Source organism: Marinobacterium sp. xm-a-152, assembly GCF_013282965.1.
GTDB lineage: Bacteria > Pseudomonadota > Gammaproteobacteria > Pseudomonadales > Balneatricaceae > Marinobacterium_E.
The window spans coordinates 31,486-45,636 of the sequence record NZ_WBYI01000008.1 but is presented as its reverse complement, the minus strand read 5'-3'; the positions used below and the strand labels follow the sequence as shown (position 1 = coordinate 45,636).

The 14,151-nt window shown below is 47.5% G+C and carries 15 protein-coding genes and 5 tRNA genes; 13 read left to right on the top strand and 7 right to left on the bottom strand.

Annotation, left to right across the window (positions count from 1 at the left end):
• The first annotated feature begins 9 nt into the window (after window positions 1-9).
• The 9 genes from csrA to XMA152_RS09055 all read left to right on the top strand — a co-directional run bounded on the left by csrA (window position 10) and on the right by XMA152_RS09055 (window position 5,211).
• Window positions 10-201, top strand: coding sequence for a carbon storage regulator CsrA (gene csrA, locus XMA152_RS09095; RefSeq protein WP_173481412.1), 192 nt, complete (start codon window positions 10-12; stop codon window positions 199-201).
• A 61-nt stretch (window positions 202-262) separates the two neighbouring features.
• Window positions 263-352, top strand: a tRNA-Ser gene (locus XMA152_RS09090).
• Between the two features lie 10 nt (window positions 353-362).
• Window positions 363-439 (top strand) — tRNA-Arg (locus tag XMA152_RS09085).
• Between the two features lie 51 nt (window positions 440-490).
• Window positions 491-567: transfer RNA gene (locus tag XMA152_RS09080), tRNA-Arg, on the top strand.
• Between the two features lie 23 nt (window positions 568-590).
• Window positions 591-667 (top strand) — tRNA-Arg (locus XMA152_RS09075).
• 400 nt (window positions 668-1,067) lie between these two features.
• On the top strand, window positions 1,068-1,301 hold the full coding sequence (locus tag XMA152_RS09070; RefSeq protein WP_173481411.1) for an OadG family protein: 234 nt from the start codon (window positions 1,068-1,070) through the stop codon (window positions 1,299-1,301).
• Between the two features lie 39 nt (window positions 1,302-1,340).
• Complete coding sequence (gene oadA, locus XMA152_RS09065; protein ID WP_173481410.1) at window positions 1,341-3,125, top strand: sodium-extruding oxaloacetate decarboxylase subunit alpha; 1,785 nt, start codon at window positions 1,341-1,343, stop codon at window positions 3,123-3,125.
• 17 nt (window positions 3,126-3,142) lie between these two features.
• Window positions 3,143-4,444, top strand: coding sequence for a sodium ion-translocating decarboxylase subunit beta (locus XMA152_RS09060; protein WP_173481409.1), 1,302 nt, complete (start codon window positions 3,143-3,145; stop codon window positions 4,442-4,444).
• Between the two features lie 188 nt (window positions 4,445-4,632).
• Window positions 4,633-5,211 carry a response regulator gene (locus tag XMA152_RS09055; protein WP_173483398.1) on the top strand — a complete coding sequence of 193 codons (579 nt, stop codon included), beginning with the start codon at window positions 4,633-4,635 and terminating at the stop codon, window positions 5,209-5,211.
• A 70-nt stretch (window positions 5,212-5,281) separates the two neighbouring features.
• Here XMA152_RS09055 and XMA152_RS09050 read toward each other — a convergent pair whose 3' ends face one another.
• Together XMA152_RS09050 and XMA152_RS09045 are read right to left on the bottom strand one after the other, a co-directional pair.
• Entirely contained in the window at window positions 5,282-6,232 is a 951-nt protein-coding gene (locus XMA152_RS09050) for a diguanylate cyclase domain-containing protein (protein WP_173481407.1), read from the bottom strand.
• A gap of 123 nt (window positions 6,233-6,355) precedes the next feature.
• Window positions 6,356-6,432 (bottom strand) — tRNA-Arg (locus XMA152_RS09045).
• Between the two features lie 192 nt (window positions 6,433-6,624).
• Here XMA152_RS09045 and acs point away from each other — a divergent pair.
• Together acs and XMA152_RS09035 are read left to right on the top strand one after the other, a co-directional pair.
• Window positions 6,625-8,577, top strand: coding sequence for an acetate--CoA ligase (acs, locus tag XMA152_RS09040; RefSeq protein WP_173483397.1), 1,953 nt, complete (start codon window positions 6,625-6,627; stop codon window positions 8,575-8,577).
• A gap of 137 nt (window positions 8,578-8,714) precedes the next feature.
• Window positions 8,715-9,380, top strand: coding sequence for a response regulator transcription factor (locus XMA152_RS09035; protein WP_173481405.1), 666 nt, complete (start codon window positions 8,715-8,717; stop codon window positions 9,378-9,380).
• 69 nt (window positions 9,381-9,449) lie between these two features.
• On the opposite strand, the gene XMA152_RS09030 is transcribed toward XMA152_RS09035, so the two are convergent.
• The 4 genes from XMA152_RS09030 to XMA152_RS09015 all read right to left on the bottom strand — a co-directional run bounded on the left by XMA152_RS09030 (window position 9,450) and on the right by XMA152_RS09015 (window position 11,516).
• Window positions 9,450-9,872 (bottom strand): DsrE family protein, encoded by a 423-nt coding sequence (locus tag XMA152_RS09030; protein ID WP_173481404.1) that lies wholly within the window; start codon window positions 9,870-9,872, stop codon window positions 9,450-9,452.
• A 67-nt stretch (window positions 9,873-9,939) separates the two neighbouring features.
• The gene (locus XMA152_RS09025; protein WP_173483396.1) at window positions 9,940-10,548 is read right to left on the bottom strand and encodes an OmpA family protein; all 609 of its coding nucleotides are present in this window, start codon (window positions 10,546-10,548) and stop codon (window positions 9,940-9,942) included.
• 108 nt (window positions 10,549-10,656) lie between these two features.
• Entirely contained in the window at window positions 10,657-10,956 is a 300-nt protein-coding gene (locus tag XMA152_RS09020; protein ID WP_173483395.1) for a YciI family protein, read from the bottom strand.
• An 8-nt stretch (window positions 10,957-10,964) separates the two neighbouring features.
• Window positions 10,965-11,516 carry a septation protein A gene (locus tag XMA152_RS09015; protein ID WP_173483394.1) on the bottom strand — a complete coding sequence of 184 codons (552 nt, stop codon included), beginning with the start codon at window positions 11,514-11,516 and terminating at the stop codon, window positions 10,965-10,967.
• A gap of 54 nt (window positions 11,517-11,570) precedes the next feature.
• Here XMA152_RS09015 and XMA152_RS09010 point away from each other — a divergent pair, with 54 nt between their 5' ends.
• Window positions 11,571-12,419: a PHP domain-containing protein gene (locus tag XMA152_RS09010; protein WP_173483393.1), complete on the top strand. Its 849-nt coding sequence runs from the start codon at window positions 11,571-11,573 to the stop codon at window positions 12,417-12,419.
• Window positions 12,420-12,434: 15 nt separating this feature from the next.
• Window positions 12,435-13,052: an L-threonylcarbamoyladenylate synthase gene (locus tag XMA152_RS09005; RefSeq protein WP_173483392.1), complete on the top strand. Its 618-nt coding sequence runs from the start codon at window positions 12,435-12,437 to the stop codon at window positions 13,050-13,052.
• Here the strand turns inward: XMA152_RS09005 and XMA152_RS09000 are convergent.
• Window positions 13,049-14,077 carry a Gfo/Idh/MocA family oxidoreductase gene (locus XMA152_RS09000; RefSeq protein ID WP_173483391.1) on the bottom strand — a complete coding sequence of 343 codons (1,029 nt, stop codon included), beginning with the start codon at window positions 14,075-14,077 and terminating at the stop codon, window positions 13,049-13,051. The genes XMA152_RS09005 and XMA152_RS09000 overlap by 4 nt on opposite strands.
• Window positions 14,078-14,151 lie beyond the last annotated feature (74 nt).

The window sequence follows — 14,151 nt, the reverse complement described above, 5'->3', positions numbered from 1 at the left end:
GAGAAGCTGATGCTAATACTGACAAGGCGAGTTGGTGAAACTCTAATGATTGGTGACAATATCAGTGTCACTGTTCTTGGTGTCAAAGGTAATCAGGTGCGAATCGGTGTGAATGCACCAAAAGATGTTTCCATTCATCGTGAAGAGATCTACCAAAGGATCTTGGATGAAAAAGAGCAGGAAAATAGCGGAAAGTCGTAAGTTTTTCCCTTTTAGGGTTTAACTTTAGTCACCTCTCTTGTACTATACGCGCCGTTGATCAGGAGCGGTGGCCGAGTGGCTGAAGGCGCACCCCTGCTAAGGGTGTATACGTTTACGCGTATCGAGGGTTCGAATCCCTCTCGCTCCGCCATCAAGATTAAGCGCCCGTAGCTCAGCTGGATAGAGTACCTGGCTACGAACCAGGCGGTCGCACGTTCGAATCGTGCCGGGCGCGCCAATCTTGAGTTTTCACTTCTTTAGTGTTTTCATCGACCAACATCTGAAATAAGCGCCCGTAGCTCAGCTGGATAGAGTACCTGGCTACGAACCAGGCGGTCGCACGTTCGAATCGTGCCGGGCGCGCCATTTCAGAATCACGCAATACTTCAGCGCCCGTAGCTCAGCTGGATAGAGTACCTGGCTACGAACCAGGCGGTCGCACGTTCGAATCGTGCCGGGCGCGCCATATTCAAAAGAAATGCCACCTTTATGGTGGCATTTTTTTTTGATCTGGACTTGTCCAGCCGAGTCAGCGTGCTCGTTCGACTGAAGCGCAGGGCACCATCTCCACTACCCACCTTAAAACAAATTGAGACTTTCTCATTCTTTAGTCGCAATGAAAGTCATTCCGAAACTAACACTTATACGCCGTTACAGAGTGCGTAAATACTGCAGCTTCATTCGTAAGTTGACTGGTAAGTTAAAAAAACGACCTTTTTTGTAAATTCACTACATACAAAGTGGGCTTGATATGGCTGCGGGGCTATGGGATAACTGTTCCCTATGCTGTTGGGTAGGGGTTACTTTGCGCATAGATCCAAGGATTATGCCAAGCCCTTTGAATTATTTTTATTGGAGTAGAGTAGATGAATAGTCTGATATCAGAAGGCCTCAACCTTATGGTCTATGGTATGGGGTTCGTTTTCGTATTCCTTACGCTGCTGGTCATTGTCACTACATTGATGTCTAAGCTGGTAAACAAGTTTTTGCCAGAACCGATTGTAGAGCCAAAAGCCAAAGCGTCTGCGCCTCAAGCTGCAGGCAACAATGATGAGTTGTTGGCTGTATTGTCGGCAGCGGTTCATAAATACCGTAAGTAATTTTAGGCACTGCCTTTTAACAAGAGAGAACTTAAGTTTATGTCTGATGCAAATAAGCCTCTTGGTATCACGGATGTAGTTTTACGTGATGCGCACCAATCATTGTTTGCGACTCGTCTTCGCCTCGATGACATGCTTCCTATTGCTGAGAAGCTAGATAAGATTGGCTACTGGTCGCTAGAGAGTTGGGGTGGTGCCACTTTTGACTCATGTATTCGTTATCTAGGTGAAGATCCTTGGGATCGTATTCGCCAACTTAAAGCAGCAATGCCAAACACTCGCCAGCAGATGCTACTGCGCGGTCAAAACCTATTAGGTTACCGCCACTACGGTGATGATGTGGTCGAGCGTTTTGTTGAGCGTTCAGCAGAGAGCGGTATCGACGTATTCCGTATCTTCGATGCGATGAATGACCCTCGTAACCTTGAGAAAGCGATTGCGGCCGTTAAAGCGACTGGCAAACACGCTCAGGGTACGATCTCTTACACTACTAGCCCAGTTCACACCATCGACATGTGGGTGGATTACGCTAAGACCCTTGAAGACATGGGTGCTGATTCAATCAACATCAAAGATATGTCAGGCATTTTGACCCCTTACGGTGCGTTTGATCTTGTATCTCGTCTTAAAGCTCAGACGGGGCTTGAAGTTCAGCTGCATGCTCACGCAACGGCAGGTCTGTCTGATATGACCATCCTGAAAGCGGTCGAAGCGGGCATTGATCGTGTTGATACAGCGATCTCTTCAATGTCGATGACCTACGGTCATACAGCAACAGAGTCTGTAGTAGCGGCTCTAGCAGGTACGGATCGTGATACCGGTCTAAACCTAGAAGCACTCGAAGAGATTGCAGCCTACTTCCGTGAAGTTCGTAAGAAGTACGCTAAATTTGAAGGCTCACTGCGTGGTACTGACAGCCGCATTCTAGTGGCTCAGGTTCCTGGTGGTATGTTGACCAACATGGAGAGTCAACTTAAAGAGCAGGGCGCAGCGGATAAGTTTGATGAAGTGTTGGCTGAGATCCCACGAGTACGTGAAGATCTTGGTTACATTCCACTGGTGACACCAACATCACAGATCGTTGGTACTCAAGCGGTTATCAATGTACTCGTTGGCGAGCGTTACAAAACTATTTCCAAAGAAGTTCAGGGTATCCTTAAAGGTGAGTACGGAGCAGCTCCTGCGCCATACAATGCTGAGCTTCAGGCTAAAGTTCTTGATGGAGCAGAGGCTATCACTTGCCGTCCAGCTGATCTTCTCGAGCCAGAGATGGATAAGCTTGTTGCAGAGCTTAAAGAGATCGCAGTTGAAAAGGGTATTGAGCTAGAAACGGGTGAGCGTGAAATTGATGACGTGCTTACTTACGCTCTGTTCCCTCAGATCGGCCTTAAATTCCTTGAAAATCGCGGTAATCCAGACGCGTTTGAACCAGTACCCACTTTAGAGGATGCGCTAGCTATGTCAGCACCTAAGAAATCAGGACCAGAAGTTTACACAATCACAGTCAATGGCCAGAACTACGTTGTTCAAGTAGCTGAAGGTGGTGATATTACAGCCGTTGCTCCTGCTGCGGCAGCACCTGCCGCTCCAGCCGCTGCGCCTGCAGGTTCAGGTGAGGCTGTACCAGCTCCACTGGCCGGTAACATCTGGAAAGTTCAGGTCTCTGCTGGTCAAGCGGTTCAAGAGGGCGATGTGCTTGTTATCTTGGAAGCGATGAAGATGGAAACAGAAGTTCGTGCAGCGCGTGCTGGTACAGTGACTTCAGTTGACGTTAAAGAGGGCGATGCCGTTCAGGTTGGCGACTCTCTGGTATCTCTTGCCTAATTTGAGGTGACGGTTTAATGGAAAAGATCCTTCAATTGTGGGAAGCCTCAGGCATCTACAACATCTCAGGCGGTCAGATTACTATGATCGTTGTGGGGTTGTTGTTGCTCTTTTTGGCAATCCGCAAAAACTTTGAGCCACTGCTGCTTGTGCCAATCGGTTTTGGTGGCATCATGGCGAATATTCCCGAGGCTGGGCTCGCGTTCTCTGCAGTAGAAAATGCGGTTCACTTTGCAAAACCTGAAGTGCTTCAGGGGTTGGCTGCTTCTTTGAATATCACCAGTGTGGATCCTCACGACATACTGCATGCCTACCACGGTTCTAATCCGTCTACGCACCATGCAGCCACTATGGTTGCTGCTGACTCGGGTTACAGCAACGGTATGCTCTATAACTTCTACTCTGTAGCTATTGCTTCGGGTGTTGCTCCGCTACTGATCTTTATGGGCGTTGGTGCCATGACTGATTTTGGTCCGCTCCTTGCTAATCCTAAAACTCTATTCTTGGGTGCCGCAGCTCAGTTCGGCATCTTTGCAACGGTATTGGGTGCTGTGGGCCTTTCAGCTATGGGTATCATGGACTTCACAGTTCAAGATGCAGCTGCAATCGGCATCATCGGTGGTGCCGACGGTCCTACAGCTATTTACGTTGCCAGCATGCTTGCCCCTCAATTACTGGGTGCGATCGCTGTAGCGGCCTACTCATACATGGCACTAGTGCCAATGATTCAACCGCCAATCATGCGTGCATTGACGACTGAATCAGAGCGTAAGATCGCAATGCACCAGCTTCGTCATGTCTCTAAGACTGAGAAGATCATGTTCCCGATAGCGCTGTTGATTCTTGTTGCACTGTTGCTTCCGGATGCAGCCCCACTATTGGGTATGTTCTGTTTCGGTAACCTGATGCGTGAATGTGGCGTTGTGGACCGTCTGAGTGATACAGCACAGAACGCTCTAATCAACATCGTGACGATCTTCCTAGGTCTATCGGTTGGCTCTAAGTTGAGCGCTGATAAATTCCTGGACATGAACACACTGGGCATTTTGCTTCTTGGTATCGTTGCTTTTGGTATCGGTACAGCTGCAGGTGTCTTGATGGCTAAGCTGATGAATAAGCTTGAGGGTGGTAATGCAATCAACCCACTTATTGGTTCAGCGGGTGTCTCTGCTGTTCCTATGGCTGCTCGTGTCTCCAATAAGATCGGTTTAGAGGCTAACCCTCAAAACTTCTTGCTGATGCATGCCATGGGCCCTAACGTAGCCGGTGTGATTGGCTCTGCGGTTGCTGCAGGTGTCATGATTAAGTTTGTTGGTTAACCTTTATTAACCATTATAAAAAGCGCCCTCGGGCGCTTTTTTGTTACCTGACAATTGTGAATTTTGAATATTCTCTAACTTTTTTTACAAAAGTGACTTCGTTTTATTTTTTATCGTCTATGCTTTGTATAGAGAAAGAAAATAGACCCGCAGTATAAAGGCAGTATCTGCGCTTTAGGAATTGAAGAATGAAGACGCTCAGTACAGGTGAAATCGCTAAGCTTTGTGACGTTAATTTACGAACCGTCATTCGTTGGATCGAGCGAGGGGCTTTAAAAGGTTTTAAACTTCCAGGCCGAGGGAATAACAGAGTTCGCGTAGAGGACTTCTTAGCCTTTCTGGTTGAGCATGAGATCCCGATTCCTGCTGAACTGCAGGAAGATAGTCGCAAGGTTCTTGTTGTGGATGATGAGCCTGCCATCGCGCGTGCATTACAGCGCGTGTTACGTAAGCATGGTTTAGTCGCAGAGGTGGCCGCTGATGGTTTTCAAGCGGGTACCAAGCTGATGAAAGATCGCCCAATTCTGGTGACCTTGGATCTCAGTATGCCTGGCCTAAGTGGTTACGATGTGCTGAGTTTTGTTCGCGAAACTCCAGAAATAGCTTCAACCAAAATATTGGTCATCTCAGCTTTAGGCAGTGAAGCCCTCCAAAAGGCGATCGATTTGGGAGCCGATGCGATTTTGAATAAGCCGTTTGATAATCATGAGTTGGTCGATGTGATCAATAAATTGGTAGGAACACCGGTGAAAGCTGAGGATATTTAACAGCTATTCTGACAGCACGCCACAAAAAAGCCCGCCAATGTTTGTTAGCGGGCTTTTTGTTATTAGGCGTTTAGTCAGCGATTTCTGAGCGATTCTTTCCCTCGGATTTTGCGAATTTCAGCGCTTTTTTCGCTGCTTTATAGAGCTCTTCAGGGTCATCACCGATATCGATTGCCTTGGCTGCTAGAGTGATTTGTATGTCGACTTTCTGGTTTCGCACTAGATAGCTACGTGAGGCCAGTTTCATTCTGACCCGTTCCATAATGCCGTTAATACAGTCCTCGGGAGCATACTGATTCAACATGATGCCAAACTCATCGTCCTCGGTACGAGCAATGATATCGCCTGAGCGAAGATTAAAACTTAATAGTCTGCCGACCAATTTTAAAACGTCCTCACTGGTTTGAGGCCCGACGGACTCAACAATAGAGCTAAAATTATCGACATCTAAGAGAATTAGGTAGGAGGGGGCAACGCCTGGCAAGGCCGTGCCAACAATCGCTTGAGCCTCTACTTGCTCCATCAGAGCCGTTCTATTGAGTAGACCGGTCAGTGGATCAGTCGCAGTTAGGCTTTTCACAAGCTCATCGTAATTACGTTTCTCATCATCACGTTGTTTTTGAACGAGCTCTTCGTTAATGATCGCAAGCAGTTCACTATTGTCCCAGGGCTTGGACATGTAGCGGTGAATTCTACCTTCATTAATGGCACTCACCGTCATATCAAAATCTGAATAACCAGTCAGTAGAATACGAACCGTATTAGGTGTAATTGACATGGTTTTTGCCAGGAATTCATCACCTCTCATCTCGGGCATTCGCATGTCAGAAACAATCAGATCAACCTCATTGGATTCAAGGTACTTCAGTGCCTCCGGTGCCGATGTGAAACCGATAACTTCGTAGTGGCTTGAACGTAACACCCTGCGAAGCGAGTTAACGACAGACTCCTCATCATCCACGCATAAAATCTTAGCGGCTTCGGTCCGATCAAGGTATCGGCTATTGTCTAAAGAGCTCATCAGTACAACTGTCCTTCGGGTCATTTATGTCATATGACTTAAGGTATAGTTTAGGGTCTGGGATCTGTCAAATTGATCAGTAAAAATAATCTGTTTTTCATTGTGAAAAGAGAGATAGGAGACTGGCACCCCAGAGACGATTCGAACGTCCGACCTACCCCTTAGGAGGGGGTTGCTCTATCCAGCTGAGCTACTGGGGCACTGGCAGTGAATTCTAAAGCCTCATTTCGACTATGCAATAGGATTCTGTTGAATTACTTAGACTAAAGAGTCCTTTTGAACAGACCAATGTCTAATTCTGACTTAGGGTAGCTCAGGTTATAAATATTGCACTTTAATAAATAGAGTGTGGCAATGATTGCCGTACCCAATCAATCTAAGGGAAAGAACTAATGAGCGATAAGATCTACCCAGTATCTGCAGAGTTTGCTGCTAACGCCCATGCTGATGAAGCTAAATACAACGAGATGTACCAGCAGTCAGTTGAGAACCCAGATGCGTTCTGGTCTGAGCAAGCTAAGCGTATCGACTGGATCAAGCCTTTCACTAAGGTTAAGCACACATCGTTTGATACTCATAATGTTGATATCCGTTGGTTCGAAGATGGTACGTTGAACGTTGCAGCAAACTGTTTGGATCGCCACTTAGAGACTCGTGGCGATCAAGTTGCGATAATCTGGGAAGGTGATAACCCAGAAGAAGATGAAAAGATCACTTACCGCGATCTTCACGAGCGTGTATGTAAGTTTGCCAACGTGCTTAAAGCGCAGGGTGTGACTAAAGGTGACGTAGTCACTCTTTACCTTCCAATGATCCCTGAAGCTGCTGTTGCTATGCTGGCTTGTGCTCGTGTTGGTGCCGTTCACTCGATTGTATTTGGTGGTTTCTCTCCTGAAGCTCTTGCTGCTCGTATCGAAGGCGCTAACTCTAAACTGGTTGTGACTTCTAACTTCTCTCTTCGTGGCGGTAAAGCGGTTCCACTTAAAGCGAACGTTGATGAAGCACTGACTCACCCTGGTGCGGCTAAGTTCTGTGAAAAAGTGGTTGTTGTAAACCGCGTAGATCAAGATGTTGCTTGGCATGAGAGCCGTGATGTTTGGTATGAAGAGGAGATGGCAAAAGCCTCTGCTGATTGCCCACCTGAAGAGATGAATGCTGAAGATCCGCTATTCATCCTATACACCTCTGGTTCAACGGGTGCGCCTAAAGGTCTTAAGCACACTACCGGTGGTTACCTGGTTTACGCATCAATGACCCATCAGTATGTCTTTGATTACCAAGAGGGTGATATCTACTGGTGTACAGCTGATGTGGGTTGGGTAACAGGTCACAGCTACATTGTGTACGGTCCACTAGCAAACGGTGCTACGACACTGATGTTTGAAGGTGTTCCAAGCTACCCAGATATGAGCCGTTTCGGTCGCGTTATCGAAAAACACAAAGTTAACCAGTTCTACACCGCGCCTACTGCCATCCGTGCCTTGATGCAGAAAGGTGAAGATGTTCTAGGCGACTCGGATCTATCCTCTCTTAAACTGCTTGGTTCGGTTGGTGAGCCAATCAACCCTGAAGCTTGGGAGTGGTACAACCGTGTCATGGGTGCTGGTAAGTGCCCAATCGTTGATACTTGGTGGCAGACTGAGACAGGTGGCATCATGATCGTACCTCTACCTGGTGCGACAGCGACTAAGCCGGGTTCAGCAACTCGTCCATTCTTCGGTGTTCAGCCAGCGCTACTGGATAACGATGGCAAAGAGATTGAAGGTGCAGGTGAAGGTAACCTGGTCATTAAGGACTCTTGGCCTGGTCAATCTCGCTCAATCTGGGGCGACCACGAACGTTTCGGTCAGACTTACTTCTCTAGTTTCTCTGGCTACTACACAACGGGCGATGGCGCACGTCGTGATGAGGACGGCTACTACTGGATCACTGGTCGTGTAGACGATGTAATCAACGTATCTGGTCACCGTATGGGTACTGCAGAGGTTGAGTCTGCGTTGGTAGCTCACGAAGCGGTTGCTGAAGCTGCGGTGGTAGGTTACCCACACGATCTTAAAGGTCAGGGTATCTACTGTTACGTAACGCTGCAGGAAGGTATGGAAGCTTCTGATGAGCTTAAAGTGACACTGCGTAACTGGGTACGTACAGAGATTGGTCCAATTGCATCACCGGATTTGATTCAGTTCGCACCCGGTCTACCTAAGACACGTTCTGGTAAGATCATGCGTCGTATCCTTCGCAAGATTGCGGAAGACGATTTCGGTGCATTGGGTGACACCTCTACCTTGGCAGATCCAAGTGTGGTGGATGACCTGATCGAAAACCGCATGAACCGTAAGAGCTAAACGCTCTTATTAAAAAACCCACGACTCGTCGTGGGTTTTTTTATTTCCATTTGAACTGGAAACTAATCCATTATTCGATTAACTTATACCCTACAAAAAAGCGCTATACTGCCTTTCTAGGCTTGTCGGAGAATACTATGCAACTGGCTCAAAAAATTATCATTGCGGATGATCACCCACTGTTTCGTGCAGCGCTGAAACAAGCGGTTTCCCAAGCGGTTTCCGGAGTGGAGATTATCGAAGCGGATACTCTTGAGTCCGTTCAGAATGCCGTTGAAGAGCATGGTGATGCTGACTTGGTGCTTTTGGATATCCATATGCCAGGTGCTCAAGGTTTCTCTGGTCTGGTATTCCTTCGTGGTCAACACCCTGGTGTTCCAGTGATTGTTGTATCAGGTAGCGAAGAGACTCATGTCATGAAACGTGCGATCGATTACGGCGCGTCAGGTTTTATTCCTAAGTCATCTCCGCTAGAGACTATTTCAGAAGCGATTGTTGCTGTTCTTCAAGGTGATGAGTGGTTGCCAGAGGAGTTGGAAGAGTCAATGGATGACCTTGTTACAGACGAGGATCAGAAGTTTGCCGAAGCGATTGCCTCTTTGACGCCACAACAGTTCCGTGTATTGACGATGCTGACAGAAGGGCTTTTGAATAAACAGATCGCTTACGATTTAAACGTTTCTGAAGCCACCATCAAAGCGCACGTAACGGCGATTCTTCGTAAGTTGGGTGTCCACAGTCGGACCCAGGCTGTTATCGCAGCACAGCGTCTTGGAGTAGAGCCTCCCAAGACAGAGGGTTAATTCCTGCTCATAAGAAAAGCCGCTCATACTTGAAGCGGCTTTTTTGTATCTAAAGGCTTGTGTTGGCATCTAGGGTCTAACGTAGATATAACCCTGTTGCTGGAGTCGGACGATTTCTGGGAGTCCTGCTTTGACCACGTCCTCTTCACTGACATCGTAAAGTGCGTCGTAGCCTATTTTGTATCCGGTCAGTGAGTTTCCGCAAATGACAAACTCTGTCCCCATAAACTTCAGCGTATCGATGGCGCCCTGTTTAGCGGTATCGTCAACTGCCGACATAAAGTATTCGATCGCTTCACCATGGATAACCGCTTTGATCTCGACACTGTCCTCACCCAATTCATTAATATGATTTGAGATGTTGCTGAAGGTGTGACCAATGCGTGATTCATCCCCATAGTTGATGTGATACACCACCTTTTGCGGCTCATAGTCGTTGGCCATGACTAGGGGGCTGGATAAAAGAGCAAACAGAGCGAAAGTCTTAAACATCTTCAGATACCTTAAATACAAAAAAGCCGGCTACGCGCCGGCTCTTGAAGCGTGTGTAACTCTTAGATTACATCTGCTTCTCAGTTTTTTCACCTGCTACTTCGATGTCGACACGGCGGTCTGGACGAAGACAGGCGATTAGTTGAGCGCCTTTGCCAGTACAGTTCGCTACCGGAGCTGTTTCACCTTTAGCATCCACTCGTAGTTTCCAATCTGTAACGCCAGCGCCTTTAAGCTCTGATGCAACAGCGGTAGCACGATCTAGTGATAGCTTCTGGTTGTAAGCGTCTGAACCGATGCGGTCTGCGTAGCCTACTAGCTTAACGCTCTCAACGTATGAAAGTGATTTAATAAAATCAATTACGCTGCTAAGCGAGCCCACTTTGGTGCTGTTGAAGTCAAAGTAGACAGCAAATTTACGTTTAGCATCGACTTCGACCATTTTAGGTTCTGCTGGTTTTGCCATCTCCTCTTCAACAGCAGGAGCTGCAGCCATACATTCTGTAGCTGGCTCCATAAGTGTTGAGTTTGGAGTCATGATGCAGTTTCCATTACCGTCACGTACAAACGAACCATCGGTTGCAGAGACTAGGTAGCCAGGATTTTCGCCATGGGCCATTGCTGAACCGCTAGCAATAGCCAATAACATACTTGTAGCGAGTGCGATCTTTTTCATTATCTAATTCCTATCTTGTTCGACCTGTTGTTAAGTCTTAATGCCTATATTAACTGGGCGAGTCTTAACCCTAATTTAACTGTAGACCAAGATTTGAAAAAATGTGATTTAAGGTAAAACTTTTTTGTACGGCTTTACTTTAACCTCTGCGTAGACATCAGCGGCGACGTAGGGATCCGCATCAGCCCAAGCTTTTGCCTCTTCCAGAGAGGCAAATTCAGCGATCACTAGGCTGCCTGTGAATCCCGCTTCACCCGGATCTTCAGAATCGATCGCAGGGTGAGGGCCTGCAACCAGAAGTCGACCTTCAGCACTTAATGCTTTCAGTCTCTCTAGGTGCTCAGGGCGAGCAGCCAATCGGCGTTCCAGTGAATTAGGTTTATCTTCAGAGATAATAGCGTAGTACATAAACACCTCTATTTTTCGCTGGGTGCTTCAGGCTCTTTTGCATGTTTTGCAATATAGAGGCCCTGAAGAATGATGAAAAGGATGGTTAAACCGAGCATACCGAAGAGTTTGAAATCGACCCAGATCTCTTCACTGAAGTTGTAGGCAACGTAGAGATTGACAATGCCGACTGCAACAAAGAAAACGACCCAAGCAAGATTCAAGTGTGACCATACCGCTTTGGGTAACTCCATGCTTGAGCCCATCAGACGCTCAACGACGGTCTTGTCACCAATGAACTGAGTGGCCAAAAAGCCTACCGCAAATAGCCAGTTAACGATGGTCGGCTTCCACTGGATGAACGCTTTGTCTTGAAAGGCGAGCGTTGCACCACCCAGTAGAACCACTAAGACCAGTGTCACAAGCTGCATTTTCTCGATCTTGCCTTGAACTTTCCACGAGTAGAGCATCTGCAAAAGCGTTGCGGGAATGAGAACAGCGGTCGCCAATAAAATGTCATTGGTGAACTTATAGACCGCAAAAAAGACGATAACTGGAAGAAAATCGAGTAGTATCTTCATATAGAACCTCTGAAAAATTTGCCACAGTATAAAAGCTCACACGCAAAGTTAAAAATGATGATTCCAGCAATCGGTCAATTTGACCTTCATATGCACAGTAATGTTTCCGATGGCACCTTAAGTCCAACGGAGTTAGTGCAGCGCATCTCCAAAACCGATGTGAAGGTCATGGCATTGACGGATCACGATACCTTAGGTGGATTGGCTGAAGCGAAAGCGGAAGCAGATCGCCACGGCATCCAGTTTATAAGCGGTGTTGAGTTGACCTGTGACTGGCGTGGTCGCGTTATTCATCTGGTGGGACTTGGCTTCGATCCCAGTTCTGACAAGTTTGAAGCCTATATGGATCACTTAATCCAGCTCAGGTACCAGCGTGCAGAGAAGATTGCAGAGCGATTAGAGAAGCGTGGTGTTGCTCGAGGTCTGTTTGACCTCGCTAAACAGTATGCAGGAGAGGGTCAAATTGGTCGCCCCCACTTTGCCCAGGCGCTATTAGAGCTGGGTAAAGTCGAGTCGATGCAAGAGGCCTTTGATAAATACTTAGGTCAAGGTTGTGCGGGCGATGTTAAAGCGGAATGGCCTGCCATCGAGCAGAGTATTGCACTGATTAAAGAGGCAGGTGGCGTGGCGATTCTGGCTCACCCCACCAAGTATAAGATGACCTTTACTAAGCTTCGTGAACTGATGGCTGACATGCTTTCAGCGGGGGCTGATGGATTAGAGGTGAGCTATCCTGGCGTAACGCCTGGTCATCAGCATGAATTGATTAAGTTGGCTGATCGAGCAAATTGTTGGGTCTCTGCAGGCAGTGACTTCCACTCTCCCGATCAACGCTGGACTGCACTTGGTCGTTACCCCCATTTTGATGCGCAACGAGTCATCGTTGAGCAGTTATGTGCTTAACGGCACGGAGTTATTATGAGCCAGTTCTTTTCGATTCACCCCGATAACCCGCAAGCGAGACTGGTGTCGCAGGCCGTTGAGATTCTTAATAAGGGCGGAGTGATTATCTACCCGACTGATTCAGGTTATGCACTAGGCTGTCACCTTGGTGATAAGAACGCCATGGAGCGTATTCAACGCATTCGCAGGCTCGATGATAAGCATAACTTCACGCTGGTCTGTCGTGACCTCTCAGAGATTGGAACCTATGCAAAGTTGGGTAACAGTATGTTCCGCTTTATTAAGTCCCATACTCCTGGTGCTTATACCTTCATTCTCAATGCGACGACGGAAGTGCCTAGACGCTTAATGCACCCTAAGCGCCGTACCATTGGGATTCGCATACCGGATAATAAAATTGCCATGGCCATCGCAGAAACCTTGGGCGAGCCGATCATGAGTACGACTCTGATCATGCCTGATGAGGAGATGCCCCTGACCGATCCTTATGACATTCGCGACTTGCTAGAGCATGCGGTTGATCTCGTTATTGATGGCGGCTACTGCGGTATGGATCCAACGACAGTGCTAAACCTGACAGATGATGAAGTTGTTATTGTGCGTGAAGGTGCAGGACCTACCGATACATTCTAAATGAGCTCGATACTCTTCTGTTCCTGTGAGGATAGAAATCCCGCTTCAATAATGGCGATTTGATCGACAACAGACTCCAAAGGTACGGGGTTCTCTGCAACACCCTCGATAAAGCCTTTAACCTGCTCAAAAAACTGGGCGTAATTGCCCAGCTCTGTTGTGACCCTCTCATCGCCTTGTTCGTTATGCAATCTGCCAAAGTTAGCAAACTCCTCTGCGGTCCAACTTGGCGTAGAGAATGCTTTGCCGTTAATCAGCTGCGCCTCTTGAGGATCCAGTGCATATTTCACAAAACGACCTTGGGTTCCCTGAACATCGAATCTTAGAGGGCGGCCAAAGCAGAAGGGTGAGCTGTGCAGTTTAACGACTGTGTTTGAGTAGTGAAGCAGTACATCAAAATAGTCATCAACAGAAGCTCCCTCCCTTAACGTCCTGATATCCGCGGTGACGGCTGAGGGTTTACCAAAGAGTTGCAAGGCTTGGTCAATAAGGTGAGGCCCCAGATCAAACCAGATGCCCGCTCCCTCACCGGGAAGTTCGCGCCAACGAGTTTTTGGAATAGGTCTAGCACGATCAAAGTGCGACTCAAAACGTCTGATTTCACCTAATCGACCCGACCTAAGTAGCTTTTTAAGGGTGAGAAAGTCACCGTCCCAGCGTCTGTTTTGAAAGATGCTGACCGAGCCCGATGATTCCTTCTCTAAACGAATTAACTCGTTCAACTGTGAACTCGATGTGCAGGCGGGCTTGTCGAGGATAACCCGCTTTCCGGCTTTAAGCAGAGCCTGAGTGATCTCAAAATGGGAATCGTTTGGAGTGGTGACAATGTAGAGTTCCGCACTGCTCGATTCGAGCATCTCTTGATAGTGGCGATAGGCGATCATCTCAGGCCAGTACTGTTTGGCCTCGGTTGCATTAGATCCGCTAGCTGCAATCAGTTCATAGCCATCAAGTGTTCTTAAAAAAGGCTCGTGAAAGGTTTTAGCTGCAAATCCATAGCCAATGATGGCGGTTTTTATCGTCATTAAATGCTCTATTTCTTAACTCGGGGCTTGGGTCCACTTATTGAAACAGGTTAATCTGTGTCCTTAATTTGAAC